29 protein-coding genes and 1 pseudogene are annotated in these 26,993 nt (G+C 69.4%); 16 read left to right on the forward strand and 14 right to left on the reverse strand.

The window, feature by feature from the left end:
• The first annotated feature begins 9 nt into the window (after positions 1–9).
• Entirely contained in the window at positions 10–276 is a 267-nt protein-coding gene (locus DEI94_RS02800; RefSeq protein ID WP_146244107.1) for a hypothetical protein, read from the forward strand.
• 281 nt (positions 277–557) lie between these two features.
• On the opposite strand, the gene DEI94_RS02805 is transcribed toward DEI94_RS02800, so the two are convergent.
• From DEI94_RS02805 to DEI94_RS02820, 4 genes are all read right to left on the reverse strand, one after another.
• The gene (locus tag DEI94_RS02805) at positions 558–1,127 is read right to left on the reverse strand and encodes an acyltransferase family protein (protein ID WP_111027191.1); all 570 of its coding nucleotides are present in this window, start codon (positions 1,125–1,127) and stop codon (positions 558–560) included.
• Positions 1,128–1,356: 229 nt separating this feature from the next.
• Positions 1,357–2,460 carry a glycosyltransferase gene (locus DEI94_RS02810; protein WP_111027192.1) on the reverse strand — a complete coding sequence of 368 codons (1,104 nt, stop codon included), beginning with the start codon at positions 2,458–2,460 and terminating at the stop codon, positions 1,357–1,359.
• Positions 2,457–3,677 carry a glycosyltransferase gene (locus DEI94_RS02815; protein ID WP_111027193.1) on the reverse strand — a complete coding sequence of 407 codons (1,221 nt, stop codon included), beginning with the start codon at positions 3,675–3,677 and terminating at the stop codon, positions 2,457–2,459. Before DEI94_RS02815 ends, DEI94_RS02810 begins: the two co-directional genes overlap by 4 nt.
• Positions 3,598–4,416 (reverse strand): glycosyltransferase family 2 protein, encoded by an 819-nt coding sequence (locus DEI94_RS02820; protein ID WP_258378042.1) that lies wholly within the window; start codon positions 4,414–4,416, stop codon positions 3,598–3,600. Before DEI94_RS02820 ends, DEI94_RS02815 begins: the two co-directional genes overlap by 80 nt.
• Before the next feature lie 813 nt (positions 4,417–5,229).
• Between DEI94_RS02820 and DEI94_RS02830 the strand changes: the two genes are divergently transcribed.
• From DEI94_RS02830 to DEI94_RS02850, 5 genes are all read left to right on the forward strand, one after another.
• On the forward strand, positions 5,230–6,477 hold the full coding sequence (locus DEI94_RS02830) for a glycosyltransferase (RefSeq protein ID WP_258378044.1): 1,248 nt from the start codon (positions 5,230–5,232) through the stop codon (positions 6,475–6,477).
• Between the two features lie 35 nt (positions 6,478–6,512).
• Positions 6,513–7,547 (forward strand): GDP-mannose 4,6-dehydratase, encoded by a 1,035-nt coding sequence (gene gmd / locus DEI94_RS02835; RefSeq protein WP_111011294.1) that lies wholly within the window; start codon positions 6,513–6,515, stop codon positions 7,545–7,547.
• Complete coding sequence (locus tag DEI94_RS02840; protein WP_111011293.1) at positions 7,544–8,542, forward strand: GDP-L-fucose synthase family protein; 999 nt, start codon at positions 7,544–7,546, stop codon at positions 8,540–8,542. The genes gmd and DEI94_RS02840 overlap by 4 nt, the downstream gene beginning before the upstream one ends.
• Before the next feature lie 34 nt (positions 8,543–8,576).
• Entirely contained in the window at positions 8,577–10,343 is a 1,767-nt protein-coding gene (locus tag DEI94_RS02845; protein WP_146249517.1) for a DUF4012 domain-containing protein, read from the forward strand.
• 74 nt (positions 10,344–10,417) lie between these two features.
• On the forward strand, positions 10,418–10,975 hold the full coding sequence (locus tag DEI94_RS02850) for a sortase (protein WP_111027196.1): 558 nt from the start codon (positions 10,418–10,420) through the stop codon (positions 10,973–10,975).
• A 108-nt stretch (positions 10,976–11,083) separates the two neighbouring features.
• Here DEI94_RS02850 and DEI94_RS02855 read toward each other — a convergent pair whose 3' ends face one another.
• Positions 11,084–11,980 (reverse strand): VanZ family protein, encoded by an 897-nt coding sequence (locus tag DEI94_RS02855; RefSeq protein WP_146249518.1) that lies wholly within the window; start codon positions 11,978–11,980, stop codon positions 11,084–11,086.
• A 117-nt stretch (positions 11,981–12,097) separates the two neighbouring features.
• Here DEI94_RS02855 and DEI94_RS02860 point away from each other — a divergent pair, with 117 nt between their 5' ends.
• Positions 12,098–12,247 carry a hypothetical protein gene (locus DEI94_RS02860; protein ID WP_181434611.1) on the forward strand — a complete coding sequence of 50 codons (150 nt, stop codon included), beginning with the start codon at positions 12,098–12,100 and terminating at the stop codon, positions 12,245–12,247.
• A gap of 7 nt (positions 12,248–12,254) precedes the next feature.
• Here the strand turns inward: DEI94_RS02860 and DEI94_RS02865 are convergent, their stop codons facing one another.
• Entirely contained in the window at positions 12,255–12,986 is a 732-nt protein-coding gene (locus DEI94_RS02865) for an SOS response-associated peptidase (protein WP_111027198.1), read from the reverse strand.
• A 174-nt stretch (positions 12,987–13,160) separates the two neighbouring features.
• Between DEI94_RS02865 and DEI94_RS02870 the strand changes: the two genes are divergently transcribed.
• The gene (locus DEI94_RS02870; protein ID WP_111027199.1) at positions 13,161–13,718 is read left to right on the forward strand and encodes a DUF3040 domain-containing protein; all 558 of its coding nucleotides are present in this window, start codon (positions 13,161–13,163) and stop codon (positions 13,716–13,718) included.
• 63 nt (positions 13,719–13,781) lie between these two features.
• Here the strand turns inward: DEI94_RS02870 and DEI94_RS02875 are convergent, their stop codons facing one another.
• Positions 13,782–14,390, reverse strand: a complete 609-nt coding sequence (locus DEI94_RS02875; RefSeq protein ID WP_181434613.1) for a maleylpyruvate isomerase family mycothiol-dependent enzyme — start codon at positions 14,388–14,390, stop codon at positions 13,782–13,784.
• Between the two features lie 85 nt (positions 14,391–14,475).
• Between DEI94_RS02875 and DEI94_RS02880 the strand changes: the two genes are divergently transcribed.
• Both DEI94_RS02880 and DEI94_RS02885 read left to right on the forward strand, forming a co-directional pair.
• Positions 14,476–14,901, forward strand: coding sequence for an organic hydroperoxide resistance protein (locus tag DEI94_RS02880; protein WP_111011329.1), 426 nt, complete (start codon positions 14,476–14,478; stop codon positions 14,899–14,901).
• Between the two features lie 330 nt (positions 14,902–15,231).
• On the forward strand, positions 15,232–17,028 hold the full coding sequence (locus DEI94_RS02885) for an IPT/TIG domain-containing protein (RefSeq protein ID WP_181441844.1): 1,797 nt from the start codon (positions 15,232–15,234) through the stop codon (positions 17,026–17,028).
• Positions 17,029–17,100: 72 nt separating this feature from the next.
• Here DEI94_RS02885 and DEI94_RS02890 read toward each other — a convergent pair whose 3' ends face one another.
• Both DEI94_RS02890 and DEI94_RS02895 read right to left on the reverse strand, forming a co-directional pair.
• Positions 17,101–17,454 carry a hypothetical protein gene (locus tag DEI94_RS02890; RefSeq protein ID WP_111048921.1) on the reverse strand — a complete coding sequence of 118 codons (354 nt, stop codon included), beginning with the start codon at positions 17,452–17,454 and terminating at the stop codon, positions 17,101–17,103.
• Between the two features lie 80 nt (positions 17,455–17,534).
• Positions 17,535–18,107 carry a GNAT family N-acetyltransferase gene (locus DEI94_RS02895; RefSeq protein WP_111027202.1) on the reverse strand — a complete coding sequence of 191 codons (573 nt, stop codon included), beginning with the start codon at positions 18,105–18,107 and terminating at the stop codon, positions 17,535–17,537.
• Positions 18,108–18,250: 143 nt separating this feature from the next.
• Here DEI94_RS02895 and DEI94_RS02900 point away from each other — a divergent pair.
• Positions 18,251–18,630, forward strand: a pseudogene (locus DEI94_RS02900) (YchJ family protein).
• Between the two features lie 75 nt (positions 18,631–18,705).
• On the opposite strand, the gene DEI94_RS02905 reads toward DEI94_RS02900, so the two are convergent.
• The gene (locus DEI94_RS02905) at positions 18,706–19,416 is read right to left on the reverse strand and encodes an MBL fold metallo-hydrolase (protein WP_111027203.1); all 711 of its coding nucleotides are present in this window, start codon (positions 19,414–19,416) and stop codon (positions 18,706–18,708) included.
• A 54-nt stretch (positions 19,417–19,470) separates the two neighbouring features.
• Between DEI94_RS02905 and DEI94_RS02910 the strand changes: the two genes are divergently transcribed.
• Entirely contained in the window at positions 19,471–20,013 is a 543-nt protein-coding gene (locus tag DEI94_RS02910) for a TetR/AcrR family transcriptional regulator (RefSeq protein ID WP_111027226.1), read from the forward strand.
• 109 nt (positions 20,014–20,122) lie between these two features.
• Here the strand turns inward: DEI94_RS02910 and DEI94_RS02915 are convergent, their stop codons facing one another.
• On the reverse strand, positions 20,123–21,151 hold the full coding sequence (locus DEI94_RS02915; RefSeq protein ID WP_111027204.1) for an NAD(P)/FAD-dependent oxidoreductase: 1,029 nt from the start codon (positions 21,149–21,151) through the stop codon (positions 20,123–20,125).
• A gap of 83 nt (positions 21,152–21,234) precedes the next feature.
• On the opposite strand from DEI94_RS02915, the gene DEI94_RS02920 reads away from it, so the two are divergent.
• The 3 genes from DEI94_RS02920 to DEI94_RS02930 all read left to right on the forward strand — a co-directional run bounded on the left by DEI94_RS02920 (position 21,235) and on the right by DEI94_RS02930 (position 23,687).
• Complete coding sequence (locus tag DEI94_RS02920) at positions 21,235–21,819, forward strand: helix-turn-helix domain-containing protein (RefSeq protein WP_111011277.1); 585 nt, start codon at positions 21,235–21,237, stop codon at positions 21,817–21,819.
• 211 nt (positions 21,820–22,030) lie between these two features.
• Positions 22,031–22,519 (forward strand): FBP domain-containing protein, encoded by a 489-nt coding sequence (locus DEI94_RS02925; RefSeq protein ID WP_111027205.1) that lies wholly within the window; start codon positions 22,031–22,033, stop codon positions 22,517–22,519.
• A 217-nt stretch (positions 22,520–22,736) separates the two neighbouring features.
• A complete protein-coding gene (locus DEI94_RS02930) occupies positions 22,737–23,687 on the forward strand; it encodes a metal ABC transporter solute-binding protein, Zn/Mn family (RefSeq protein WP_111027206.1) in 951 nt (316 codons plus the stop codon).
• Here DEI94_RS02930 and DEI94_RS02935 read toward each other — a convergent pair.
• Together DEI94_RS02935 and DEI94_RS02940 are read right to left on the reverse strand one after the other, a co-directional pair.
• Positions 23,665–24,549: a shikimate dehydrogenase gene (locus DEI94_RS02935; protein ID WP_111027207.1), complete on the reverse strand. Its 885-nt coding sequence runs from the start codon at positions 24,547–24,549 to the stop codon at positions 23,665–23,667. The two genes, DEI94_RS02930 and DEI94_RS02935, sit on opposite strands and share 23 nt — an antisense overlap.
• A gap of 42 nt (positions 24,550–24,591) precedes the next feature.
• The gene (locus DEI94_RS02940; protein WP_111027208.1) at positions 24,592–25,464 is read right to left on the reverse strand and encodes a helix-turn-helix transcriptional regulator; all 873 of its coding nucleotides are present in this window, start codon (positions 25,462–25,464) and stop codon (positions 24,592–24,594) included.
• A 101-nt stretch (positions 25,465–25,565) separates the two neighbouring features.
• On the opposite strand from DEI94_RS02940, the gene DEI94_RS02945 reads away from it, so the two are divergent.
• The gene (locus DEI94_RS02945) at positions 25,566–26,261 is read left to right on the forward strand and encodes an SDR family NAD(P)-dependent oxidoreductase (protein ID WP_111012305.1); all 696 of its coding nucleotides are present in this window, start codon (positions 25,566–25,568) and stop codon (positions 26,259–26,261) included.
• 129 nt (positions 26,262–26,390) lie between these two features.
• On the opposite strand, the gene DEI94_RS02950 is transcribed toward DEI94_RS02945, so the two are convergent.
• The gene (locus tag DEI94_RS02950; protein WP_181441847.1) at positions 26,391–26,969 is read right to left on the reverse strand and encodes a TetR/AcrR family transcriptional regulator; all 579 of its coding nucleotides are present in this window, start codon (positions 26,967–26,969) and stop codon (positions 26,391–26,393) included.
• Between the last annotated feature and the right edge of the window lie 24 nt (positions 26,970–26,993).

A 26,993-nucleotide genomic window follows, 5' to 3' on the forward strand; every position in this document is an offset into this window, starting at 1 on the left:
TCCTTCGGCGTGCAGGTGGAGCAGGAGGATGTACCCAAGGTTCTGGTGGAGGAGGTGAAGCGGGTAAGGGGCGCAACGCAGCGCCCGCATGGCTTCGCCAGCGAGACCGAGCGGGTGCCACATGAGTGTGACGAGGACGATAGCGAGGCCCACAGCGGCAGCCAACGCCGCGCCCCAGTCGAAGTAGATTCCGCTCAGAAGAGCAGTTGGGGCGAACAGCAGGATGCTGAGGCGTCGATCGCCTTCTACGGTGCGGAGCGCGACGATGCCGACTAGGAACGACGGAAGGTTCGCGAACACGTCGACTGGTCCCATATCAGCCGCCGCTGCCGGTGCATGCTGGGGTGCGGACGCCGACTCGGCTCGCCCGAGTCGAGGCGGTCGCGCTCGAGGCGTCCTCCGACGCGGTGCTCGTGCAGTGGGGGGATGTCGGCAGTCAGCGGCAGTGCTGGGTGTGGCGCACCGCCGCGAAGCACCAATCCGTGGACTAGTACCGGTTCGGTAACGACACCATGTTGAGGGGTGTTCGACTCGCTCCGAGAATCCCTATGCTCGGGTCACCCGAAGCTCTCCTCGAAGGAACCAAAACATGCGCAGCCTCCGCCCCCTAATACGAGGTAGATCGCTCCTGCGGACACAATCAGCATCGTCCGCACACGTTGCAGCCGGAAGGCGACGACGAGCAGCACCGGCCACACGAGATAGAACTGCTCCTCGGTCGCCAAGGTCCACAAGTGCTCGATCGCCGCACTTCCGTGATCGAACGGCAGATCCGCGGTGTACGTGATCGCCACCGCAGCGGTTCTGACTAAGCTGCCACGGTCGTCGAGCAGGTTGAACAGAGCGGCAACTGTGCCGACTGCGACCGTGACCACGATCAGGGACGGGACCAGCCTGATCGCCCTATTGCGGTAGAAGTGCCCGTAGCGGATCCGGCCGAACCGCTCGAGGTCGCGCCACAGGATTCCGGTGATCAGATACCCGCTGAGGGTGAAGAACATGACGACCCCCACGATGCCCGCACCGCCGAAGATGCTTGGCCATGCATGCCGGAGCAAGACGAGGCCGACAGCAACTCCGCGCAGAACATCCCACCCCTGAACGCGGCTCCGCACGACCTGATCCATCTGGCCCCCTATGTCGGCTCTCAGGTTCGCAGACACCGCCCCTGAGAACAAGCCAGAACGAAGCGCTGCTTCTCGTCGCGCTGCAACCGCAAACGCATGCCCTGTTCGCTTGCTTGCCGATGTCGCTCGGGAACGACGAGATCGCGCCACCCTCCCGAGCGGGGAGAGTGGCGCGTTCGGCTACCTCAGGCGTGTGACGCTGCGCGATCGTGCGCGCGCCTTCAACAAGTCACCGATTCGCCCGATCGATTGAGGCCAGGATAGTAGTGGCCATTGTAGTTGCCACCTTCTCGACGGTGGGAAGGTCAGCAAGACTCCTCACTGGGTGGCCCTGACGCGCCGAATCGCGAGCCTCTCGTGCAAACGAAGCGGGATCCGATTTCAAAAAATTGACTTCTTCGCGTCTGAGGAGATCCAGTTCCGGCGCATGGAAGGCGTGATGCGTTGTCATGACCGGAAGTCCCAGCGCCAGCGCATCTACTGCAACCAATCCAACACGGCCGGGCATCCACACCGAATCACACAGTTCCGCGATCGCTGCGAGTTCTCTGCCGCGCGCCTCCGGAACGTGCACGACTGCCCCTGAGGTAGCGGCGTCTTCAACGAGACTTTGAAGGGCCCCGCGGCCGACGACGACCAGCTTGAACGATGGGTCGTCGGCGTGTGCCACGCCCGCGGCCGCCAGGAGATCAGAGATTCGCTTGGAGGGATCGAGGCCGCCGACGAACAATGCGCGGGGGCCCTCTCCCACGAGCGCAACCGCAGTTCGACGGTCTTCATCAGTGAGGCTCTCCGATGCCCGTCGCAGCGTCAAGGTGTCAGTGCTGTTCCCGACCGCCACGACTCGCTGACCGGCTAGCCGTGCTGATCGCAACAAGTGCTCGCGTCCGGCCGGCGTGTAGGTCATCGTCATCGTGGCGGCGTGAACCAGCGCGTTTCGAGCCACGTCGACGAGAGGTTGATTTCGGCGCACGAAGGACTTCCCGTGTCCCCACAGGACCAGCGGTGTCCGCGGATGGCGAACACGGATCGACCAGGCCAGCAAGTTCGTTGGGTCGAGCTCAGTCACGACCGCGTCGATGTCGGCGAGACGTATCCCCCTCGGCAGCGCCCGGAGGCGAATCTCCCGTCCGGACCCGATACGGAGCACGCGCTCACGCATGGCGAGGACCCAATCCTGCTCGGCCCTGTCCGATCGGCGAGCCTGATCCCCAGCGGGGGAGCCGGCAGCAACTATCAGCTCCGCGTCGCACTGACGCAGTTCGCGACGAAGTGCTTGGAACAGCGGAACGCGATAGGCCGGTACGTACGGCTGGGTAAGGAGAATCTTCATCTTTCTTCCGGCTGGCCCGTCTCTTGGTACAACGAGACAAGAGTGGACGCTGCGCGATCCCAGGTGAAATGTGCTTGCGCGTATCGGCGGCCCCGGTCACCCATCTCCTGGGAGAGGCTGGGATCCTCGAGCAGCCGGGCGAGGCAATCAGCGATGCTCCGGGGAGTCTGCTCAGCGATGATGAGCGCTTCCGCTGCCTGCGCCGGGGCCGCGATCCCGACGGTTGCTGTCGTCACCGTGGCACACGCTGCTGCCATGGCTTCAGCAACTGAAACGCCGAAGCTTTCATCATCGCTCGGCAGGACAAAAACGGCTGCTTCCAGAAGGAGACGCAACCTTCGATCGGCATCGACAGTGCCGATGAATCGCGTCCGCTCGCTCAATCCAGCCGACTCCGCGAGGCCTATCGGGTCGTACGGCAGGCTCGGATCGATGGGGCCAGCAACAATGAGATCGGCGTCGATGCCCCGTTCCGTCAGCAATCGAAACGCGTCGAGAACGAGATCGATCCGTTTCTTCGTGGTGACTCGCCCCAGGAACAACACAGCCGGCCGTGTCGCGGACGTAGACTGCGCGCGTTCGAGTTGAAACAGACGGTCATCGACGGCGAGCGGGACAGACACTGCTCTCATGCGGCGAGACCAGCGCGGTGCGCGGGTTGCAGCCTCGTAATCGCTGCTCACGATGAGCGCAGCAGCTCGACGCAGGGCGTACCCGTCGATGAATGCCGAGTACAGCGCTTTCTTGAGCCTCGACTGATTCCAGTGGTATGCGTCAAGCGATCCATGCGGCTGAACGACCACCCTCCTCCGGAGCGCCGCGGCCGCCCAGAGCGCCACGGTCGAGGTGAAGGTGTGCAGGCTGTGAACATGAACGATGTCCGCCGCGCGAACGGCGCGTACGATCCCGCTGATCGCGCTTGGAGAGTAGCTCCACCCGATCGGGCGTCGCACACGGTGGATCTCGATGTTTGCGTGGTGCCGTAGGTCGTCGTCTCGCTGGTCTAGGCCCTTGTCCGTTGTGATGACCCTAATGGATAGACCTGCCGCTGTGAGGGGTGTCAAGAGACCTCGAATCACTTCCGAAGGACCACCATCTCGACGGGCCACCGAGGGGATGACATGGACTACCCGCACCCTAAGCCCCGCGGGTTCGGTCACGGAGCTCGCGAGTCTTGATCCCGATCTGCCAGTAGTACGAAGCAAGGGCGAAGGCATAATCGAATCCTGGGCGACCGTCCCGAAATCCAAGCCGTAGCACGTATGCGTAAAGGAAGAAAAGCAAGGGTTTGAACGGCACTCTGTCGAACATGCGGCCTTTCCACGACCGCTTCAGGGCAATCTCGTGTTTCAGTGAGCGGTGCTGGTTCAGGTACGCCTCCCAGTCGGAGTACCGGTTGTGCCGTTCGAACCAGCTGCTCAGAGGATCCTGATCGTCGTGGCAGATCGGATTGTCGAGTCGTCCGACCTTCTTGCTCGTCTGGGGCTGGTAGTGACCTTCGACTTCCCGGATGCCAGGCGCTTCGAGGTCGCCGATCTCGGGGAACTTGCAGGCATACCGATCGACAAGAGAACGCTTCGTGACGCGGTGGCCGTTCTTCAAGAACCTACCCGCGAACTTGTACAAAAGCGTCAGGTCGTATGCGCCGAAGTCGGTCATGTCGCCCAGGCGAGGGGCTAATGATCGGAGCTCGTCGATCAGGGCCTGCGCGGGGTATTCGTCAGCATCCAAGAGCAGAACCCAGCGATGTTTGAGCACCCGCTGCTCGAGGCTCCACTGTTTCTTTTTCGGGTAGGTGCCATCCCAGGCAAACAGGACCACGTCTGCTCCGAATGATTCGGCGATTTCCCGAGTGCGATCCGTGCTGTGCGAGTCGACTACGACCACCTGGTCGAAATCGTCGAGCCGTTGCAGCACTCGACCAATCCCGAGTTCTTCGTCCTTGGCAATGATCACGACGGAAAGAGGAATCCGTGCTTCGTGCTCGGGCGAGAGGCCAGTGGGTGAAGGGCTCATTGGCTGCCTCCGAATCGTTCTCCGAGGTACTCCATTGGTCCTGAGCCCACTTTCGCGTTGCTCGGCACATCGCCGCGTACGACGGTGCCGGGTGTCACGAGCGCATTGCGCCCGATGCGCGTGCCGCCGAGTACGATGCAACGGGCCGTGACCCACGCCCCGGGTTCGATCAAGATCGGACTCGTTACGAGTGCCATGTCCTTCCGGTGTGAATGGCTTCCCGTCGTGAGGAAGGTCTCCTGGGAGATGACGACGTCATGACCCACCTGGATCGCATCTTGATTGTGGAACCAGACGCCTTCTCCGATCCAGCAGTTGTCACCGATTGTCAACTTCCAGGGGAATTTGACCCGTGTGCGAGGCCGGAATACCACTCCACGCCCGACGTCTGCGCCGAACCGTCGAAGCGCCCAAACGCGGAGGCGCGACGAGACCTGCCAGGCGTTCGAGACGAGGAGCAGTTCAACGACAGCCCAGAGGTAGACCTGGGACCGCTTCCCGCCCCATGCCTGGCGCTCACCAGGCGCGAGCGCCAGAGGTATGACGTGACCCGGGTCGTGTCCTTCGGCCCCTGCCGGTCGGGTTTGCATCGGAATTGCCCCCTGACTGTCCGGGCCTAGGCTACAGCGATCCTTCGGGCACCTGGCTCTCGCGGCAGTTGTACTCCGTGGAGCGGGTGGCGAACTGTGTCGAGGAGCTCCTGACGTCTCACGCTGTTAGGGTCATGCCGTGGGGCGAGCGCAGCGGATCTTGGTGCTGGGGCTCAATTATGCCCCGGAGACGACGGGGATTGCTCCCTATACTGCTTCCTTCGCGAGGGGGATGGCCGCGCGGGGCAGCCGTGTCCGCGTCGTGACCACGTTCCCGCACTATCCGCAATGGCGGTTCGACCCCCTCTCGCCGCCGTGGTCTACGAGCGAGACTCGAGACGCTGTCCGCGTTGACCGCCGTCGGCATTACGTGCCCCGGAGGCCCACTGTGGGGAAGCGTCTGTTGTCCGAGATGTCCTTCGGTATCCGAGTCCTGGTGAGTCGTTGGGGGCGGCCCGACCTGCTCGTGCTTGTGTCTCCCGCCATGTTCGCAAGCGGTCTGGCACTGCTCCGCGCGAGGTTGATGAACCCCAAGACGACCGTGATCACGTGGGTGCAGGACCTCTACTCTCTAGGCGTTGTCGAGACGGCTCAGGGCGGCTCCGTCGCGGCTCGAGTCGTTTCAGCAATCGAGTCAGCGCTGTTGAGGAACTCGGATTCTGTCGTCGTGATCCACGATCGGTTCGCTGATCACGTTGTGAACCGGCTCGGCGTACCTCGCTCTCAGGTGGATGTGGTGCGGAATTGGACCCACCTCCCGGAGCCGACCGCAGTAGACCGCCCATCGATCCGGGCGCGTTTTGGATGGGCAGATGACGAGATAATCGCCCTGCATGCCGGGAACATGGGGGCCAAGCAGGGTCTTGAGAACGTCATCCTCGCGGCACGGATGGCTGACGAGAAGAGCCTGCCCATCCGCTTCGTCCTGATGGGCGACGGTAATCGTCGCGATGAGCTTGTTCGTGCTTCGCAAGGGGTGCGTCGGCTCGAGTTCATGAAACCGGTGTCGGACGCGCAGTTTCAGCCATTGTTAGCGAGCGCGGACGTCCTTCTGGTCAACGAGCTGCCAGGCGTCGCGGGTATGGCCGTGCCCAGCAAGCTCACTTCCTACTTCTCGACCGGGCGCCCGGTAGTGGCTGCAACGGGCACGGGCAGCGTCACGGAAAGTGAGGTGCGCGCCGCGGGAGGCTTGACTGTGCCTGCCGCTGATCCAAAAATGCTCCTCGAGGCTCTCATGCATGTGGGACAGGACCGCGATCTGGCGCAGCGCATCGGTGCAGCCGGTCTCCAGTTCCGTGACCAGTACCTTTCGGAAGACGGCGCGTTGGACAGATATGCTCGACTTCTGGCTCGGCTCGTCCCTCGGCGCGCTCCGAGCACCACGCAGGCCGGATCAGACGCGCTTCACTAGCAAGTCGATCGTGGTCGTCAGGCACAGGGGAACGAGTGACCAAGCGCGCCTTCATCACTGGCATCACCGGGCAGGACGGGTCGTATCTCGCGGAGTTGCTGCTCCGGAAGGGGTATGAGGTGCACGGGTTGATTCGTCGAGCATCGACGTTCAACACGTCGCGAATCGACCACCTCTACGTCGATCCGCATGACCCGTCGGCCCGACTGTTCCTGCACTACGGGGATCTGAGTGACGGCGCTCGGCTCGTCAGTCTGCTCGGCGAGTTGCGGCCCGACGAGGTGTACAACCTCGCCGCGCAGTCGCACGTCCGCGTCTCGTTCGACGAGCCGGAGCACACCGGCGACACGACCGGCGTGGGTTCGATGCGCATGCTCGAGGCCGTGCGGATGTCGGGCATCCACACGCGCTTCTACCAGGCTTCCTCGTCGGAGATGTTCGGAGCGACACCACCGCCGCAGAACGAGGAGACACCGTTCTGGCCGCGGTCCCCGTACGGTGCCGCCAAGGTCTACAGCTACTGGGTGACCCGCAACTACCGCGAGGCGTACGGGATGTACGCGGTGAACGGGATCCTCTTCAACCACGAGTCGCCCCGACGAGGAGAGACCTTCGTGACCCGCAAGATCACCCGTGCCGTCGCCGCCATCAAGGCCGGTCGGCAGGAGCACGTGTACCTGGGGAACCTGGACGCGGTGCGAGACTGGGGATACGCCGCGGAGTACGTCGAGGGCATGTGGCGGATGCTGCAGGCGGACGAGCCCGACGACTACGTGCTGGCCACCGGTGGGAACTTCACGGTCCGCGACTTCCTGGTCACTGCGTTCGAACACGCTGGCCTCGACTGGGAGGAGCACGTCCGGTTCGACGAACGGTACCTGCGTCCCTCCGAAGTCGATGCCCTGGTGGGTGACGCCTCGAAAGCCAAGGCGAAGCTGGGGTGGGAGGCGACCGTCGACACGGCGCAGCTCGCGCGGATCATGGTGGATGCGGACATCGAAGCGCTGGAGTGCGCCGGGCGGCCGTGGATCGACTCCGTCCGGCTGGAGAGTTGGGGGACGGCGAAGTGACGAAGACCGCGGCGACGGGCGCGCACGACGAGGTCGAATTCTCGCCTGGAGCACTCGACCGCGACAGCACGTTCTACGTCGCCGGGCACCGGGGTTTGGTGGGCTCCGCGGTGTGGCGACAGCTCGAGGGTCAGGGTTTCACCGCGCTGGTCGGGCGCTCGTCGGGGGAGCTCGATCTGCGTGACCGGTCGGCGGTGTTCGATTTCTTCCGGAGCACCGAACCGAGGTACGTCGTACTCGCCGCGGCGAAGGTCGGTGGGATCATGGCGAACAACACCTACCCCGTCGACTTCCTGAGCGAGAATCTTCAGATCCAAGTCAACGTGATGGACGCGGCCCGTGAGGTCGGTGTGGAACGCCTGGCCTTCCTCGGTTCCTCCTGCATCTACCCGAAGTACGCGCCGCAGCCCATCACCGAGGACGCATTGCTCACCGGCTACCTCGAGCCGACGAACGACGCGTATGCGATCGCGAAGATCGCGGGCATCATGCAGGTGCAGGCCGTTCGGCGACAGTACGGACTCCCGTGGATCTCCGCCATGCCGACGAATCTCTACGGACCCGGCGACAACTTCTCGCCGGCCGGCTCGCATGTGTTGCCCGCGCTCATCCGCCGATACGAGGAAGCAGCTCGGAGCGGCAGTCGGTCGGTCACCAACTGGGGGACTGGTTCCCCCCGTCGAGAGTTCCTGCACGTGGACGACATGGCCGCCGCCGTGCTCCACCTCATGGAGCACTACGACGGTCCCGAGCAGGTCAACGTCGGCACCGGGGCGGACGTCACCATTCGTGAGATCGCCGACACGATCGCACGCGTCGTCGGCTACGAGGGGGACACCGAGTGGGACACGACGAAGCCGGACGGGACCCCGCAGAAACTGCTCGACGTTTCGAAGCTCCGCGACGCCGGGTGGACCGCCCAGATCTCGCTCGAGGACGGTCTCCGGACGACTGTTGAGTGGTTCCGCGAGAACGAGTCGAACCTGCGGGAGTGATCACGTGACGGACAGCACGGTCGAAGCTCGGTCGATGACGCGCCGGCGAGTCGTGACGTGGATCGTCCTCACGGTGGTGGCGGTGATCGTCTTCGTCGTCGCTTGGGTCGGTATCCGTGGTTTGCTCGCCGTGCGGGACCTGCAGTCGTCGGTCACACACGTCGCAGCGCTCCGAGCGCAGATCGCCGACGCCAACAGCGACGGTGCGCGCCGCACGGCGGGCGAGTTCCAGGACCGGGCAGACGGCGCCAGGTCGCTGACGTCGGACCCGATCTGGCGAACGGCCGAAGTCGTTCCGTTGGTGGGGCCGGACCTGCGTGCGGTTCGGCAGATATCGAATGTTGTCGCAACCGTCGCGGACGGTTCCGTCCGTCCCGCGATCAGGGCTCTCGGCAAGGTGAACACGACTGCGTTCCGGCCGAAGGACGGGCGGATCGACGTTGCGGCGATCGCGTCGGCGCGGCCGAGTGTCGACCGCGCGGCGGTGAATCTGCACCGAGCGCTCGAGGAGGCTCGTGCGATCGACACGACGGACACGCTGTCCGTGGTCGACAAACGCGTCGATCAGCTCGTCAACACCCTCGCTCCTGTCGACCACGAGGCGGACGTCGCGCGACGGGTGATCGACCTGGCGCCGTCGATGCTCGGGACCGACGGGGCGCGGAACTACCTGCTCCTCGTCGAGAACAACGCGGAGCTGCGTGCCGGTGGAGGCATCGCCGGGTCCGTCGTGCTGCTCCACGCGGACGACGGCAAGATCTCGCTGACGCAACAGGCGTCAGGTGCGAGCTTCCCGCGAGTGGACCAGCCGGTCCTGCCGTTGACGACCGAAACACAAGGGCTGTACGGCGCCATCACCGGGCAGTACATGCTCGACACCACGCTCACGCCCCGCTTCGCGACCACCGCGAAACTCGCCTCAGCGTTCTGGCAGCAGCGGTTCGGGCAGAAGGTCGACGGTGTCGTGTCCATCGACCCGGTCACGTTGGGCTACCTCTTGAACGCAACGGGCCCAGTGAAGCTCGCAACTGGTGACACGCTCACGTCGGATAACGCGGTCGCCGTCCTGCTGAGTCAGGTGTATGCGCGCTACTCGGACCCCGCGATGCAGGACGCGTTCTTCGCGTCCGCTGCCAGCTCGGTGTTCAACGCCGTGACCTCTGGCTCCGCAGATCCCGCCAAACTGGTGACTGCGCTGTCGAGAGGAGCAGCAGAGCGTCGCATCATGGTGTGGAGTTCGCGTGGGACCGAGCAGAGCAGGATCGTCGGCACGAGCGCAGCCGGGGGCCTTCCTGTGTCGACGCAGGCCAACGCTCGCTTCGGCGTCTACCTCAACGACGCCACCGGCGCGAAGATGGACTACTACCTCACGAAGCAGATCGCCGTGGGGAGCAAGGTCTGCCGCGCCGATGGTCGCCCGACCTGGACCGTGCAGGTCACCCTGAAGAACACGGCGCCAGCGGACGCCGCCACGAGCCTTCCCCGGTATGTGACCGGTGGTGGGGACTTCGGCGTGTCGCCGGGCAACGTCGGAACGAACGTCGCGATCTACGCCCCCAGAACGGGGGTGTTCCTGAGCGCGTCACAGGACGGCAAGGCGGCCAGCCCCCAGACTGCGCTCGACGGCACGTACCCGGTGGTGCAGATCCCAACTCTGCTCTCACCAGGGCAAAGCACCACGCTGACGGTGCAGTTCCTCGGGCCGAAGGCGGCAGCGGGCCACACGGTCGCGGCGGAATCGACCCCGGGCGTTCACCAAACTGTTACACGACCCGTGGACGTCACCTGTGAAAGCCGATAGTTTGATGGAACTTCGCTAATCGAGCGTCCTGCGAGAGGTCAGGCCGCCGTCGCGTTCGAACTAGGGGATCACTCATGAAGAAGACAATCGCGGCGCTGGTGCTCGCCGGCGCAGCCGTCATGGCCGCTCCGATGGCCGCCAACGCCGAGGGCTACGTGCCCGCCAGCAACGTCAGTGTGTCGGGCTCTGTCGTCGCCGGTGGTACGACCATCATCAACTTCGCGCCGGGCTCGTTCGCCGACTCGGAGAACGTCACCATCTCCGTCACGGGTGCTGGTGCCGTCACGATCGGCGCGCTGCCGACGCAGACCGTCACCGCGGTCCGCCAGGCGTCCGCAACCGGCTCGCTCAACGCTCCCATCACGCTGCCCCGCGGTGCCTCGGGCACCTACGAGGTCACCGCGACCGGTGTCACGTCCGGCAACATCGCGACCACGGCCCTCACCGTCGTTCCGGCGGCCGCCACGGGCACGGGCGCCACGGTCACCGCGACCAGCACCGGCACCGGCCTTGCCTTCACGGGTTCGACCGTCCCGACCCTCCTGGTCTGGAGCGCCGGTGGCGCGGTCGTCCTCGGTGGCGCGCTCGTCGGCGTCACGGCGGCCACGCGTCGTCAGCGCAAGAACGTCTGACACCCAGCACCACGCCGAAGCCCCCGAGCCTGCTGGCTCGGGGGCTTCGTCGTTCCGGGACGGCGGACCGACGCCGTCGAACGCAGGCGGAGGCGCGCGCCCGGTGCTTCAGCCGAGCTGCCGCGCACCCGCCCGCCGCCGCAACCGTGCCAGGACGACGATGCCCACCAGGGTCCCGAGCAACGCCCCGGCCGTGTTCGACAGGACGTCGTCGACGGAGCCGGTCCGCTCGGGCAGGAGCACCGACTGCACGACCTCGATGAACGCACTCGCCACGAACCCGATGGCCACCGGGAGCCACCAGCGCCGGACGCCGATGAGCAGGGCGACGAGGATCCCGAGCGGCACGAAGTACACGATGTTCGCCGTGAACTCGACGGCGGCGTAGCCGATCCACTGCGGTGTCCCGTGCCGGTGTAACCAGTCGAGCACCCGGAACAGGAACCCGTCACTGCCGGCGTCGACGGGGGAGCCGTGGAACGCGATGAGCATGACGGCCACGACGTACAGGACCATCAGGGCGAGGGCGATCCATCGGCTCCGGCCCGTGGGCCCCTCGGTCTCGTGGCCGCGCAGGGCGGCGAGCGACCGTGCCGCCAGGTCCACGAGGACCCCGAACGCCAGGCCGACGACGCAGCCCAGCGCCACGGAGATCGCGTTGGTGCCGGACAGCAGCCGCAGCGCGGCACCCAGCACGACGACGAGCAGGACGACCACGGCGGCCAGGGCCCACGCGGCGCGGGCACCCAGGCGGGGCAGGAGCACCCGGGCGGCGATCGGCAGCGGCGCCACGACGAGCGACACGGCCATCGCGGCGACGAACCCGCGGTCGAGCTGGAGCGTCCCGTGCCCGACCGACTGCACGGCGAGCAGGACGCGGACCGCGTCGGCTTCGAGCCGCTGCCGGGCGGCACCGCCGATGAGCACGAACGCGCCACTGGCGAGTACGTACACGACCAGGAGCACGGCGGCGGCCCCCACCACGAACGGGCGTCGTGCTGTCATGCCGAGCAACGCTACCGGGCGGTCGACGGCCCATCCTGGAGGCGCCCCCACCGCGGCCTGAACGGTTCCGTCTCCCCGGACCGGCGTGCGCACATGCATCGCGCCTAGGGTTCGCGCATGTCCGCCAGACCGCGCTCACGACCCAGCTCACCCATCCGCCCGCGCGGCTCGAACGGCCGCGCCAAGTTCCGCTGGTGGCAGTGGACGCTCGTCGCCGCGCTCGCGGTGGTGGTCGTGGTGCTCGTGGTGGTGGCGCTCACCCGGTGACGGTGGGCTACGCGACCGGCTCGATGAGCTGCGGCCCGGCGTTCCGCACGCTGTTCACCGCGCGGGAGACCTCGTACTGCACCAGGTCGTGCGCGACCTCGTGCGATCCGCGGTCGAGCAGCGCCAGGAGCTGGTCGGGCGACAGGGTGTCGTCGAGCCAGGCGTCGTAGCTGTCCGGGGTCAGGAACGCGGGCATGCGGTCGTGGACCTCGCCGGGGGCGACGTGGGCGTCGCGGGTGATGATCGCCATCGACAGGCGCCACTTGTCCGGGTCGCCCTCGGGCTTGGTCGGGTCCGGCCAGGCGCTCACGACGCCGGCCATCGCCAGGGCGCCGTCGGGCTGGTGGATGTAGTGGGGCTCCTTGCCGGTCTCGGTCAGGACCCACTCGTAGTACCCCTGCGCCGGGACGATGCAGCGGTGGCCCGCGAACGCCGTGCGGAACATGCCCGAGGTCGCGACGGTCTCGATCCGGGCGTTGATCGGCTGGGGCCGCTGCTTCCGGAAGTCCTTGGCCCACGACGGCACGAACCCCCAGTGCACGTCGGGCATCGCCCGCTCGCCGCGGAACTGCCGGACCGCCTGCACGTCGTCCGTCGGGGCGATGTTGTAGTTCTCGACGAGTCCGGTGCTGACGACGCCCGTGTCCTCGTCGACGTGCTCGGTGCGGGACGCGAGCTCACCCACGAGCTCGGGCAACAGGTCAGCGGTGGTGTCGGAGACGACGAATCGGCCACACATGCGACCAGTGTGCCCGAGCGCAGCCAGTGTGCTCGAGTCTGGGCGCGCTCACCGGACAAGGGCAGCGCGCTACCAGATCGGTGTCATATGCTCGCGCATCCGGCACGTTCCTGATGTGCTGGTACCGGCGCGGACCCCGACGTGCCGTCCACGATCTCGAGAGGTACCCGCCTCGTGACCAACGAACACCCCGACGTCCGTCGTCCCCCAGCGCACCACCTCGACGAGGCGGAGCAGGCGGCCGAGGCCGAGCGCGCCATCGCCATCCGCGAGGAATCCGAGCGCGCCGAGGCCGGCCACGCCCGCGAGGCCGCGCTCGTCGTCCCCGTGCCCGAGGAAGACGACGACGACCTCGACGCCGAACTCGCCCCGAGCGGTCCGTCGATCGCGGGGCTCCTCGCTTCCCCCGCCCCTCGGACCGCGCAGGCATCCGCCGTGTCGGTGGCGCGGCCGGGCGACGGCGGTGTCCTCCACGATCCCGACCTGCTCGCCGCACCGAACCGGGCCAACGCCCGTCGTGCGACGCGCCGGAACGTGCTCATCGCCTCCATCGGGTTCGTCGTGCTCGGGCTGGTGCTGCTCGTCATCGCGTCGCCGACGCACACACCGATCTCCGTGCCGATCGTGCTCATCGTCGCCGGACTGCTCGGTGCGGCCCTGTCGCTCGTGCTCCGCCGCGACAGCCGGGAGGACCGGGAGCCGTCCCACGGATCGGCCGAGGGCCGACGCTGAGTCGCCGGGTCGGGCCTCCCGGTCGTGTCCCCGCGGCACCCGGAGCGCGCGGTTCCGGCGCGGTCAGACCACCGAGAACCCGTCCGGGAGCGACCCGCGCCCGGTCAGGGCCAGGAGGACCGCCTCGCCGTCACCGCGCGCGTTGCCGGCCGACACGGCCAGGACCGCGCACGACTCCACCGCGTCCGGCGGGGGCGCGCACGGCACCTCGATCGCGCGTGCGAGGTCGATCGTGTGCACGACGAGCTCGAACACCCGCGTGCGCAGGTACTCCTCGAGCGGGATCCCCATCCCGCCGATCGACACGGCACGGTCCGGGGGAGCCGCCTCGATCGCGGCCTTCGCGCGGGCCAGGGCGTCCGTGATCCGCAGGAGCTGCTCGTCCCCGAGCCAGATCCCCGCAGCGATCCCGCGCTGCGTCACGGCGTTCGAGTCCGTGAACTGCTCGTAGACCGTGGCGTAGTACAGCGCGGCGGTCGGGATCGTCACCTCGGCCGGTGGCTCGAGGTGCAGGTACTGCTCGACCGTCAGGAGCGCGCGCGTGGTGTGCCCGACCAGGCTCCGCACGGTCCACTCGCCCAGTGCCGGTCGCTCCCACGCGTCGTGGGGGACCTGTGCGACGACGGCCACGAAGGCATCGGCGGACGAACTGAACTGGGCAACGCTGCTCATCATCACATCGTGGCCGCTCCTTGCGGTGTGCGTCCACCGGATACACGTCAGCGACCGTCCAGTCCCGTGGTGTGAGGTGGGGTGCATGACCCTTGACATCACGTACACCGCGATCGCCCACGCCACGGGCGGCGGTCGCGACGGACACGTCCGGAGCGAGGACGACCGCCTCGACTTCGACACCCGCCCGCCCACGGAGATGGGTGGCAACGGCGAGGGCACCAACCCCGAGCAGCTGTTCGCCGCCGGGTACTCGGCCTGCTTCCTCGGCGCCTACCACCTGGTCGGCAAGCGGCTCGGCGTCGACACCACCGACGCCTCCGTGTCGGCCAGCGTGAGCATCGGCGACAACGGCGAGGGCGGGTTCGGCCTGGCCGTCGAGCTCGACATCTACGCCCCGAACGTGCCGGCGGACCGTCGGCAGGAGGTCGCCGAGGCCGCGCACCAGGTGTGCCCGTACTCGAACGCGACGCGCGGCAACGTCGAGGTCACGCTCTCGCTCGTCGACTGATCGTCGGCGAGCAGCACCGAACGCCCGGTCCCCGATGCGGGGGCCGGGCGTTCCACGTGCCGGGACGTCGTACTCCTGTTCGTGAGTGGTTGTCAAACCCCAGTGTTGGAGCGAACGTACCCGCCACCCCCGGGCCTAGCGTGCGCAGGCAGAACAGCTCGTGAAGGGGGCGCCATGCGACGGAGCGTGGGAATGCGGTTGTCCGCGGTCGGATTGTCCGCGGGACTGGTGGTTGGGGGTGCCCTCGTCGTCGCAGGACCGGCGTCAGCGGCACCGGGGGATGCGTCGGCGGTCGGCATCAGTGCCGTCGCGGACGCGGATGTCGCAGGCGTGGCTGCGCTGGACGTCAACGCGGCCGTCGGTGACGTCGCGGTCACGGGATCAGGTGACCGCGCCTTCACCGACACGGACGGCTCGACGCTGGCCGATGTCGCGGCCGCGGACATCACCGTCGGGGCGGTGACGACGTCGGCGAGCAGCAACGCGACGCGGTCCACCGCGTCCTCGCGGATCGCGGGTGCGAACGTGGTGCTGTTCGGGCAGCGTGTGCTCACCGCGGACGCGGCGACCGCGACGGCGACGTGCCCGGTCGGCGGGACGCCGACGAGCGCGGTCGACCTCACCAACCTCGACCTGCTCGGCCGTGCGGTGACACTGAACGCCGCCACGCCGACCGCGACGGTGAGCGCGGACCTCACCGGCGCGCTCGCCGGTGCGACCCTGACGGTCCAGGCGAGCCGCGTCCAGACGACCACCGGGACCACCGCGACGGGCACGGCCGTTCGCGTGGTCGCGACGCTGAACGGCACCGTCGCCGGTGTTCCGCTGGTCAACGAGACCGTCGCGACGGTCGTCCTCGCGAACGCGACCTGCGAGACGCCCACCGCGCCGACCCCGGTCACCGCGACCCGGATCACGCCCGCGACCGGACCGACCACCGGAGGCCAGACGGTCACCATCACCGGCACCGGGTTCACGCCCGACACCACCGTGACCTTCGGCGGGACCCGGGCGACGAACGTCCAGGTCGCCGCCGACGGGAACTCCCTGACCGCCGTCACGCCGGTCGCCGCCGCGGGCCCGACCACCGTGGTCGTCAGCGACCCGAACGGGACCGCGCGGCTCGGCTACACGTACGTCGCGCCGACCGTGACCGGGATCACGCCGGACCAGGGCCCCGCTGCGGGCGGGACGTCCGTCACCATCAGGGGAACGGGCCTCCAGAACGCGACCGGCGTCACGTTCGGCGGAACGGCCGGCACCGTCCGCTCCGTCTCCGCTGACGGCACGCAGATCGTCGTCACGACGCCGCCGGGTGCCGGCCTCGCCGACGTCGTCGTCGGGTTCCCCGGTGGCACGACGGTCGCCGCGCCGGACCAGTTCCTCTACGTCACCGCCGGTGCGCCGACGATCACCGGTGTGACCCCCGCGTCCGGTCCGACCTCCGGCGGCCAGACCGTGGTCGTCTCGGGTACCGGGCTCGGTGATGTCACCGGCGTCACGTTCGGTGGCGTCCCGGCGACGATCGTGGGCACGCCGACCGACACCAGCGTCACCGTCACCACGCCCGCCGGTGCGGCCGGGCCGGTCGACGTCGTCCTGACCGACCCGGCCGGTGCAGCCCGTGACGATGACGGCTACACCTACCGCGCCGCACCCACCGTCACGGGCACCGACCCCGGGCAGGGATCGACGACGGGAGGCACGACGGTCACCGTGAGCGGAACCGGCTTCGTGCCCGGCGGGACCAGCGTCACGATCTGCGGGACGACCATCCCCGCTGCGGACGTGACGGTGAACGCTGCCGGCACCCGGCTGGTGTTCACGACGCCGGCCTGCGACCCGGGAGCCGCGACGATCACCGTCACGACGACCGGTGGCACGAGCGGCGCCACGGGCTTCCGCTACGTGGCTGCGGCGGCCACCGGGACCGGCGCGACCGGTGCAGGCACCGGCGCTGCGCTGCTGACCGGCGACCGTGGCGGTGACGGCACCGGGGCGAACGCCCTCGCCTACACCGGCTCGGACGCCCGACCCGCTGCGATCACGGGCATCGGCCTGCTCGGGCTCGGCGGGATCGTCGCGCTCATCGGGTACCGACGCCGCCGCCACCTGCGTCTCCGCTGACGCGGCGATCGGCGACCTGGAGGCCGCCGTGGGTGATGCTGATCACCCGCGGCGGCCTCCGTCGTCCGTGGGCTACTGCGCTGCCGCGTGCCGCTGCAGGTGCTCCGACGTCTTGAGCGTCAGGTAGGAGCACAGGTGGCCGATCGCGCTCACCTCGGCCGCCAGGGTCAGCACCTGCTCGGCCGAGACCCGGGCGTCGTTCTCACGGCGCTCGAACGTCACCGTCCACTCCGGCGAGACACCGATCTCGCGCTGCAGGTAGACCTCGGTGCCACTGGTCTCCAGGTGCATGACGATGAGCGCGGTGTCGATGGTCGCCTGGTCCCACGACATGTCGACCGCCTGCGGGCTCGAAAGCAGGTGCGACGACCCCGCCCGGAACTCCGAGATCCAACCCTCGAGCTCGTCCATCGTCAGTCGGGGCACGGCGCCTCCTCGGGGCGGGATCGTGCGGCGGTCTCATCCGTCGCGTGAGCCATTGTCCCTGATCGGACGGGCTGCTCGTGTCAGCCGACCCGGTCCACGTCCTCGGTGTCGACCTCATCGCGGTCGCTCAGCGGCTTCCGCATCACGACGAAGTGCACGTCCGGCACGAGCGGCGTCGCGCCCCAGGCCTCGGCTGGGAACGGCCGGGTCGCGCCGGTCGGCACGAACCCGAGGCGTCGGTACCAGGCGATGAGTGCCGACTGCTGCGCGACGACCGTGATCTCGAGCGCGGCGGCATCGAACGTCGTGCGGGCGTGCTCGGCGGCGGCCTCCATCATCCGTCGTCCCAGGCCCCTGCCCTGGATCGTCGGCTCGACCGCGAAGGTGCCGAAGTAGGCGAGGCCCGGGCCATGCCGCTGGACCTGGCAGGTCGCGATGATCCGGCCCTCGTCGACGCCGACGAACACGACCGAGTCGGGCGCAGCGATGAGCGCGCGGATCTGCTCCGTGTCGGTACGGCGACCGCCGATGACGTCGACCTCACTCGTCCAGCCCTCGCGGCTCGCCTCGCCGCGGTAGGCACGTTCGACGAGGTCCGCGACGGTCGCGGCGTCCTCGAGCGTGGCGCGTCGGATCGTCAGGGGAGTGCTCATGGACCAACCGTAAACGCGGTCGCGGGGTGCGGCGGTCCTCCCGGGCCGGTGGTGGGGTCGATGCGGACGTCACGCGTGCGGCGGGGAGGGGCCGGGCCTCCCGGGCCGGTGGCGAGCCGGCGTCGCGGTCCTACGCTGAGGACATGTCAGCGGAACGATGCCCCTGCCTGAGCGGCAATCCGTACGCGGAGTGCTGCGGCCCCTGCACGCGGGAGCGGCCGCGCCCACGGCCGAGCGGCTCATGCGCTCGCGGTTCACGGCGTTCGCGCTCACCATGCCGGAGTACCTGTTGACGTCGTGGCACCCGCGGACGCGGCCGACGAGCCTCGAGCTCGACCCGATGATGCGGTGGACGCGACTCGACGTCCTCGGGACCAGCTCGGGAGGCCCGTTCGACACGAGCGGGACCGTCGAGTTCCGCGCGTGGTGGCGGACGCCCTCGGAGCGGGGCGAGCTGCACGAGGACAGCGCGTTCGTGCGCGAGGCCGGGCGCTGGTTCTACGTGGACGGTGTGACGAGCTGACGCCGGTTCCTCCCGGTCGCCGGTGCCTCCCGGTGGCCGGGCCCCTCCCGGTCGTCGGTCCCTCCCGGCAGGGGGTCAGGCGGCGCGCTCGACGGCCTGGACCGCCGCGGCGACGCCGCCGCTCCACGGGGCGCCGTGACCGGGGAGCACCCAGCGGGCGTTCGTGTCGACCAGGGCGCGGAGCGACCGGACCGCCTGCTCGGGCTCGTCGGTGAACGGCGCGGGCGCGGGACCCGTGCGGCCGGTGAGGACATGCCGGGTCGTCAGGCCGTCGCCGACGAACACGGCGTCGACGGCCGCGACGAACACGGCGATGCTGCCCGGCGAGTGCCCCGGGGTGCTGATGATCCGCGGGGCGCCGGGGAGGTCGAGGGTCTCGCCGCCGTGCACCTCGACCACCTCGGTGAGCCAGTTCGTCCGGAGCCCGCCCTTGCGCATCGAGTAGCCCACGAATCCGAGCAGGGGGCCGAGGCGCATCGACTGCTTGCCGGCCTTCGGCTTGTCGCCGCCCTTGGCGCGCGCAGCATCGGCGGCGTGGACGTACACGGGGACGCCGCGCTCACGGCGCAGGCGTTCGGCGAACCCGACGTGGTCGGAGTCGCCGTGGGTCAGGACGACGCCGCGCACGTCCTCGAGCGAGCGACCCATCGAGGCGAGTTCGGCGACCAGGTCGTGCCACGACCCGGGGAGGCCGGCGTCGATGACGGTGATGCCCTCGGGCGCCACGACGAGGTACGCGGCGACGATGTCGTTGCCGATGCGGTGGAGGTTCGGTGCCAGTTCCATGATGGCTACTGTACTTAGCCATGATGGCTACCGTCAATAGCTATGCTGATGGACATGCCCACCCCGGAACGCACCTCCCTCGACGCGATCGTGACCGCCGCCCGTGACCTGCTCGAGCACGACGGGCTGGCCGGTCTCACCATGCAGTCCGTCGCGCTGCGGGTCGGGGTGCGGGCGCCCTCCTTGTACAAGCGGGTGTCGAGCCGCGACCACCTTGTCCAGCTCGTGGCCGAGGCGACCCTGTCGGACCTCGCGGGGCGGATGGAGTCCGCCACCACTGCCGCCGAGGTCGCCGACGTGTTCCGGGCGTTCGGGCACGAGCGGCCCGCTGCGTTCCAGCTCGTCATGACGCCGGGCGCGGGCGTCTCCGCTGCCCGGCCGGAGTTCGGCGCTGCGGCCAGTGTCGCCGTGGTGCGGTTCGGGGGCGAGCTCGCCGGCGAGGAGCACGCGCTCGAGGCGGCGCGGACCCTCACGGCCTGGGTCGTGGGGTTCGTCGGCATGGAACTCAACGGGCGCTTCGAGCTCGGCGGGGACGTCGAGGCGGCGTGGGCGTTCGGGCGGGAGCGCATCGTCGCGGCACTGGGGATGGGGCGCTGACGCAGGTCGGGTGCGCATGCGGACGACAACGGGGCATGCGGCCGCGTGCGCACTCGTCGTCCGCGTGCGCAGCCCTGGCGTCAGGCTCGGTCCCGCGCTGGCGTCAGGCTCAGTCCCGCGCCGGCTCGAACCCGTGGCGGCGATCGCCGAGCACCCGCTCGGTGACCTCGCGCTCGGCCTCGGGCGAGAACGGCTCCCGCCGCGCTCGCACCGCCGCGGCCGTCTGCTCCTCGATGAAGTCCATGTTGACCGCCGCGCCGGCCATCACGCCCGCGGCGGCGGAGCTCATGACCTGCGCGCCGATGTCCGTCACGTTCCCGGCCGCCCACACGCCGGGCAGCGCAGTCCGACCGGTCGGGTCGGCGGGGACGTGTCGGCCCATGCCGCTCGGATGCTCGGCGACCTCGCCGCCGAGGTGCTCGAACACGTCCGCTCGGGCGACCACCCGCGTCTGCACGGCCACCGCGTCGAGGGGGAACACATGCCCGTCGTCGAGTTCGACGCCCGTCAACCGGTCGTCGTCGACGAGCACCCGAGCGACCGGCCCCTCGACGACGCGGATGCCCCGAGCCGCCAACCGCTCCCACTCCTCGTCCGAGGGCTCGGGCATCGTGTGCCGGAAGAGCGTCACGTCGTCGCTGAGCTGCCGGAAGAGCAGCACCTGGTGGACGGCCATCGCGCCGGAGCCGAGCACGCCGATCCGCTGGCCCCGGACCTCCCAACCGTGGCAGTAGGGGCAGTGCACGACGTCGCGCCCCCAGCGCTCGCGCAGTCCGGGCACGTCGGGGAGCTCGTCGACCGCGCCCGACGCCAGGACGAGACGGCGGCCGCGGAGTCGGCTGCCGTCCTCGAGGCTGACGGCGATGCGGTCGCCCTGCCGTGCGGCGGCGGTCGCTCGTCCGACGGCGATGCGGACGCCGTAGCGCTCGGCGTCCGCGCGAGCCAGGCGCAGGAGGTCGGTCGGTGCGGTCCCCTCGCGGCCGAGGACGTTGTGGGCGGCCGCCGCCCGTGCGTTCCGGGGCTCGCCCGCGTCGACGACCACCACCGATCGCATCGAGCGCGCCAGTGCCGTCGCGGCGCTCAGGCCGGCCGCACCGCCGCCGATGACGACGACGTCGTGGTCAGTGTGTGTGGGCATGTCGTTCCTCCTCGTTCGACCGTCAGCTTGTGCGGTGCTCGCCGAAGTGGCAATCGTTCTTGCGGGAATGGCAAATTGGGGCCATGGACGAGACGTGGGAACGCACCCTCGACGCGGTCGGTGGCCGGCTTCGGAAGCTCCGGACCAACCGCGGACTGACGCTCGCGCAGGTGTCCGCCGCCACCGGGGTGTCCGTGAGCACGCTGTCGCGGCTCGAGTCGGGCGGGCGACGTCCCACACTCGAGCTGCTCCTCCCGCTCGCCCGCGAGTACCAGGTGCCGCTCGACGAGCTCGTCGGAGCGCCACCGAGTGGCGACCCGCGCATCCACATCCGACCGTTCCGCGCCCACGGCCACACGATCCTGCCGCTCGGACGCGGGGCCGTCGGGATCACCGCGTTCAAGCACGTCATGCCGGGGCGGGTCGCGCCGGCCGTGCCCGAGCCCATGACCCATCCCGGGCACGAGTGGCTGTACGTCCTGACCGGCCGACTCCGCCTCGTGCTCGGCGACCAGGACATGGTGCTCGGTCCCGGTGAAGCGGCCGAGTTCGACACCCGCACCCCACACTGGTCCGGGGCTGCGGGACCGGAAGCGGTCGAGTTCCTCAGCCTGTCCGGGAGGAGCGGGGAGCGCGCGCACGTCCTGCCCACGTCCGGCGCGCGGTAGCGTGGGAGCGTGCGCAACTCGTCATGGCAGGAGGTCGCCGGCGGTCCATCCGCCGACGTCAGGTGACGGCCGCCCCGGCCCCCGCTTCCGCGGATGCCGGCTGGCGGCGCAGTGGATCGATCCCGGTCGTCGTGACCGTCGTCCGCTGTGCCCTCCTCCCCATGACACCTGCCCGGCGCCTGCGCGCCCGGGCTGAGAGAACGGCACACCCATGCTCCCCATCACCGAGAAGGCCATCCGCGCCGCGTTCGTGAACGCCTCGCGGAAGGAGGTCTCCGACATCACCCTGCCCACCGGGTTCGACGCCCTCGACTGGGACGCGCTCGACTACCTCGGCTGGCGCGACCCGAAGATCGGACGTCGGGCGTACGCGATCGTCCCCGACGGCGACGCCCTCGTCGGCCTCCTGTTCCGCCAGGCCGATGGCGGCACCCGCACCCGGCCGCAGTGCGCCTGGTGCCAGGACGTCCGCCTGCCGAACGACGTGCTGTTCTACAGCGCGCGCCGGAGTGGGGCCTCGGGGCGGAACGGCAACACCGTCGGCACGCTCGTCTGCGCCGACTTCCAGTGTTCCGCCAACGTGCGGAACCCACCGCCGCCGGCGTACCTCGGGTTCGACGTCGAGGCGGCCCGGCAGGAGCGCATCGTCAGCCTCCGGCAGCGGGCGGCCGCGTTCGCGCGGGACGTGCGGGGGGCGTGAACCGTCCGCGCGGCGTGGGCGCACCGCCGAGCCTGAGCCGTCCGCGGGGCGTGAGCCGCTGGGGAGGCGCGGGCCGCGGGGGAGGCGCGGGCCGCGCCTCCCCAGTGCATCGGAATTGACAATCATTATCGATAGTGAATAGCGTCGCGGTGCGGGCGCAGCGTGGTCGCCGCCGCCCGCCCCTGTCGAGCGGCCTCGGAACGGACCTCCACCCCTCATGCGTCAACGCGCCCTCATCGCCCTCGCCGCCGTCGCCGGCGCCGCCGCTCTCGGTCTCACCGGATGCTCGAGTTCCGGAGGGGCGGGTGGAACGTCCGGATCCGGGTCGTCCGCCTCCGGTGGCTCCGGGTCCTCCGGCCGGATCGACGTCGTGGCGTCGACCAACGTGTACGGCGGCCTCGTGTCGACGATCGGCGGCTCCCACGTCCACGTGACGAGCATCCTGTCCGACCCCTCGCAGGACCCGCACTCGTTCGAGGCCTCGCCCCGCACCCAGCTCGCCGTGTCCCATGCGGACCTGCTCATCGAGAACGGCGGCGGGTACGACTCGTACATGGAGACCCTGCGTGACTCGACGAAGTCCAAGGCCGACCTCATCGACGTCGTCAAGCTGTCCGGGCTCCAGAAGGCCGGCGACGACGACTTCAACGAGCACGTGTTCTACAGCTACCCGACCATGGTCCGGTTCGTCAGTCGCGTGGCGACCGAGCTCGGCCAGGAGCAGCCCGCGCACAAGGGGTCGTTCCGGGCCAACGCGGCACGGGTCACCAAGCAGCTCCAGGGCCTCGAAGCGCAGACGGCAGCGCTCAAGCAGCAGGACGCCGGCGACCGCGTGGCCTACACCGAGCCGGTGCCGGGTTACCTGTTCGACGCGATCGGGCTGCGCAACGTCACCCCGCAGGACTTCTCGGAGGCGATCGAGGAAGGCGACGACGTGCCACCCGCGGCGCTCAACGACACGCTCCAGCTGTTCAGCGGCAAGGACCCCGTCAAGCTCCTCGCCTACAACGACCAGACGTCGAGCCCCGAGACCGAGCAGGTCAAGTCCGCGGCGCGCAGCAACCACGTGCCGGTCGTCGGCGTCACCGAGACCCTGCCGTCCGGCAAGGGCTACATCGCCTGGCAGCAGAGCAACATCGACGCCGTCAAGAAGGCGCTTGCGGGCTGATCGCCGACAGCCCGACCGAGGCCCGCATGGCATCGCGGACGCGGGCCTCGTCGGGCAGCAGCAGGTCGGCGTCCCCGCTCGTGAAGAACCGGATCTGACCGATGGCCTGCTCGACGAGCATGTCGAGCCCGTTGAGCACCCGGCCGCCCGCTGCCGACCAGCGCTCGGCGACCACCGACGGCCACGGGTCGTACGCGACGTCGAACAGGACGGCGTCGTCGCCTGACGGGTGCAGTTGCAGGGTGTCGGCGGCGCCGCCCGGCAGCGTCGAGATGACGAGCCCCGACGCGGGAGCATCGGTCAGGTCTGCCAGCGGGTGCACCTCGAGCGTCACACCGAGCCGCGTCGCGAGCAGCACGAGTTCGCTCGCCTTCGTCGTGTCGCGCAGGTACACGCGCACGAACGACGCCCCGAGACGGAGTGCCGCGAACAGGGCGCTCGCCGCGGTGGCTCCGCCGCCCAGGATCGTCGCGGCACCCGGCACGTGCCCCAGGGCCTCGACCGGGCGGACGATGCCGTCGACGTCGGTGTTCGCCCCCGAGAGCACGGTGCGGCCGGCCTCGGTCCGGAGGAGCAGGGTGTTCGCGACGCCGAGCTCGTCGACGAGCGGTGTCGTGCGATCGAGCAGGGGCAGGACCTCGCGCTTGAGCGGCATCGTCAGGCTCAGGCCGCGCCACGAGCTGTCCAGGTCACCGACGAACGCCTCGAGCTCGCCGGAGCCGACCTCGTGCCGCTCGTACGTCAGATCGAGACCGAGGGCCTGGTACGCCGCGGCGTGCAACGTCGGCGAGAGCGAGTGGTCGATCGGCTGACCGAGGACGGCGAGGCGGGTGCGGTCGGGATCGGGGAGAGCAGCGGGCACAGCGCATCACCCTACCGACCGGGACCGTGACCGCTGGGCGACTCAGCTGGGCAGGAGCGGCGAATCCGTGGGGTCGAGCGGTGCCGCCCCGGTCGCCCCGAGTGCCCGGATCAGGTCGAACCGCGAGGCGTCCTCGGTGCCCGGCTCGGCCGTGTTCGTGACGATGTGCAGGTCCTCGCCTGACACGCTGAGCACGTCGCAGTCGAGCAGCACCGGCCCGACCGTCGGGTGCAGGATCGTCTTCCGCTCCGTCCGGTGTCGGGCGGCGCCGACCTGCGCCCACAGCTCGGCGAACCGGGGACTCCCGGCGACGAGTTCGTCGATCAGCGCCTGCAGCTGCCGGTCCTGCGGGTAGCGCACCGTCGTCGTCCGCAGGTCCGACGTGATCGCCTGCTCGAACCGCTCGGTCTCGCCCTCCTCGCGCAGCAGCCGGGTCGGCGAGCCGAGGAAGTGCCGCCGGACGACGTTCCGCTCCGGCCCGCTCGCCGGAGGAGCGCCGTGCAGCGCGTCCCATGCCGCGTTGGTCGTCAGGATCGTCCAGTCCGCGCTGCACACCGCGATGGCGGCGTCCGGCATCCGCGTGATCAGCCGTTGCACGCTCGGTGGCACGAACGTCGGGACCACCGTCGGTAACGGAGCGGCGAGCCCGGCCGCCACGTACAACTGGTCGCGCTCGCCCTCGGACACCTGCAGCGCGCGGGCGATCGCGGCGACGACCTGCGCCGACGGCCGGTCCGCCCGCCCCTGCTCCAACCGCACGACGTAGTCGACCGACACCCCGGCCAGGGCCGCGAGTTCCTCACGCCGCAACCCAGTCGCCCGCCGCCCGGCACCGGCCGGGAGGCCCGCGGCGGCCGGGTGCAACCGGTCGCGCCACGCGCGCAGCAGGGTCGCGAAGTCGCCTCGTTCGGTCATGCATCGATGCTCCCACCGACCGCGGTCCCCTGGGTGGTACCGCCGGTCACACTGTTGACGGTTCCCTGGTAGCCCCCGCTGTGGAGGAGCACGGTGGAGCCATGACAACGACACTCATCACCGGCGGCAACAAGGGACTCGGGTACACGGCGGCGCAGCGACTCCGCGACCTCGGGCACACCGTCGTCATCGGATCCCGCGACCCCGAGCGCGGTGCATCGGCAGCAGCGGAGCTCGGCGTGGACTGGATCACCATCGACGTCGCCTCCGACGAGTCCGTCGCGACGGCCGCCACCGAGTTCACCGAGCGGTTCGGCACCCTCGACGTGCTCGTCAACAACGCGGGTATCGCCGGAGGCCGTGCACCGCTCGACGAGGTGGACGGGCCCGCGATCGCCCAGGTGCTCGACACGAACACGGTCGGCCCCGTCCGGGTCGTCCACGCGTTCCTCCCGCTGCTCCGTCGTTCCACGGCACCCGTCGTCGTGAACGTCTCGAGCGGCCTCGGCTCGTTCGCCGTCCGCGCCGACGACTCCCGGATCGAGGCGCAGATCCCGACCCTCTCGTACAGTGCGAGCAAGGCCGCGCTCAACATGCTCACGACGATCTACGCCAAGTGGATCCCGGAGGTGCGCTTCAACGTGGTCGACCCCGGCTACACCGCCACCGACCTCAACGGCAACTCCGGCCACCAGACCGTGGAGGAAGGCACCGACGCGATCGTCGCCATGGCCACGATCGGCGCCGACGGCCCGACCGGCACGTTCGTCGATCGCAGCGGCGCCGTCGCCTGGTGATCGGGCCATCGGCCATGGCCGGGAGGCGGGGCGCGCGTCCGACGTGCGTCGCGCCTCCCGGCCACGTCCTGGAGGGGCGGTGTGCGTCCGATGTGCGCCGCGCCACCCGGCGGGGCCGCGGACGCGTCGCTAGCGCTGGGCGATGAGGACGGCGGCCGCGGCGCGGGCTTCGGCGGCCCACGGCAGCTGCGGCTCCGTGTGTGCGCCCACCATGGCGCCGTCGTAGAGCATCGCGAGCCGGATCGCCGTCGCGGCGGGGTCGGCGGTGCCGGCCCGGCTGGCGAGGTCGGTGAAGAGCGCCCGGATCCAGGTGCGGTGCTCGACGTTCACGACGTGCGCGGGCGAGTCCGTCGTGCTCTCGGCCTCTGCGTTGATGAACGGACAGCCGTTGAAGTCGTCCGTCGCGAACCACCTGGCGAGCAGGTCGAAGACCATGAGGATCTGCTCTGCCGCGTCGACGTCGGCCGCGGCGAGCTGCGTCGTGAGATGGACGCGCCAAGCGAGGCTCCGGCCCTCGACGTACGCGCCGACCAGGTCGTCCTTCGTGCGGAAGTACGTGTACATGGTGGCCTTCGACACGTTCGCGGCATCGGCGATCGTGTCGACGCCGGTCGCGTGGATGCCGTCGGCGTAGAAGAGCCGGTCGGCGGTCTGCACGACGCGGTCGAGCGCAGGGCGCTTGCGGGTGCGGGGTGTCGTGGTCGCCACGTCGGGCCTCCTTGAACTGATCTG

The sequence above is a fragment of the Curtobacterium sp. MCBD17_040 genome, assembly GCF_003234805.2.
GTDB lineage: Bacteria > Actinomycetota > Actinomycetes > Actinomycetales > Microbacteriaceae > Curtobacterium.

What these genes read in the sequence shown, in the direction of transcription:
- DEI94_RS02805 (WP_111027191.1), bottom strand. Translation starts at nt 1,127, where the DNA reads ATGGATCAGGTCGTGCGGAGCCGCGTTCAGGGGTGGGATGTTCTGCGC.
- DEI94_RS02810 (WP_111027192.1), bottom strand. Translation starts at nt 2,460, where the DNA reads ATGAAGATTCTCCTTACCCAGCCGTACGTACCGGCCTATCGCGTTCCG.
- DEI94_RS02815 (WP_111027193.1), bottom strand. Translation starts at nt 3,677, where the DNA reads ATGCCTTCGCCCTTGCTTCGTACTACTGGCAGATCGGGATCAAGACTC.
- DEI94_RS02845 (WP_146249517.1), top strand. Translation starts at nt 8,577, where the DNA reads ATGACGCGCCGGCGAGTCGTGACGTGGATCGTCCTCACGGTGGTGGCG.
- DEI94_RS02850 (WP_111027196.1), top strand. Translation starts at nt 10,418, where the DNA reads ATGAAGAAGACAATCGCGGCGCTGGTGCTCGCCGGCGCAGCCGTCATG.
- DEI94_RS02855 (WP_146249518.1), bottom strand. Translation starts at nt 11,980, where the DNA reads ATGACAGCACGACGCCCGTTCGTGGTGGGGGCCGCCGCCGTGCTCCTG.
- DEI94_RS02860 (WP_181434611.1), top strand. Translation starts at nt 12,098, where the DNA reads ATGTCCGCCAGACCGCGCTCACGACCCAGCTCACCCATCCGCCCGCGC.
- DEI94_RS02865 (WP_111027198.1), bottom strand. Translation starts at nt 12,986, where the DNA reads ATGTGTGGCCGATTCGTCGTCTCCGACACCACCGCTGACCTGTTGCCC.
- DEI94_RS02875 (WP_181434613.1), bottom strand. Translation starts at nt 14,390, where the DNA reads ATGAGCAGCGTTGCCCAGTTCAGTTCGTCCGCCGATGCCTTCGTGGCC.
- DEI94_RS02880 (WP_111011329.1), top strand. Translation starts at nt 14,476, where the DNA reads ATGACCCTTGACATCACGTACACCGCGATCGCCCACGCCACGGGCGGC.
- DEI94_RS02895 (WP_111027202.1), bottom strand. Translation starts at nt 18,107, where the DNA reads ATGAGCACTCCCCTGACGATCCGACGCGCCACGCTCGAGGACGCCGCG.
- DEI94_RS02905 (WP_111027203.1), bottom strand. Translation starts at nt 19,416, where the DNA reads ATGGAACTGGCACCGAACCTCCACCGCATCGGCAACGACATCGTCGCC.
- DEI94_RS02910 (WP_111027226.1), top strand. Translation starts at nt 19,471, where the DNA reads ATGCCCACCCCGGAACGCACCTCCCTCGACGCGATCGTGACCGCCGCC.
- DEI94_RS02915 (WP_111027204.1), bottom strand. Translation starts at nt 21,151, where the DNA reads ATGCCCACACACACTGACCACGACGTCGTCGTCATCGGCGGCGGTGCG.
- DEI94_RS02920 (WP_111011277.1), top strand. Translation starts at nt 21,235, where the DNA reads ATGGACGAGACGTGGGAACGCACCCTCGACGCGGTCGGTGGCCGGCTT.
- DEI94_RS02925 (WP_111027205.1), top strand. Translation starts at nt 22,031, where the DNA reads ATGCTCCCCATCACCGAGAAGGCCATCCGCGCCGCGTTCGTGAACGCC.
- DEI94_RS02930 (WP_111027206.1), top strand. Translation starts at nt 22,737, where the DNA reads ATGCGTCAACGCGCCCTCATCGCCCTCGCCGCCGTCGCCGGCGCCGCC.
- DEI94_RS02940 (WP_111027208.1), bottom strand. Translation starts at nt 25,464, where the DNA reads ATGACCGAACGAGGCGACTTCGCGACCCTGCTGCGCGCGTGGCGCGAC.
- DEI94_RS02945 (WP_111012305.1), top strand. Translation starts at nt 25,566, where the DNA reads ATGACAACGACACTCATCACCGGCGGCAACAAGGGACTCGGGTACACG.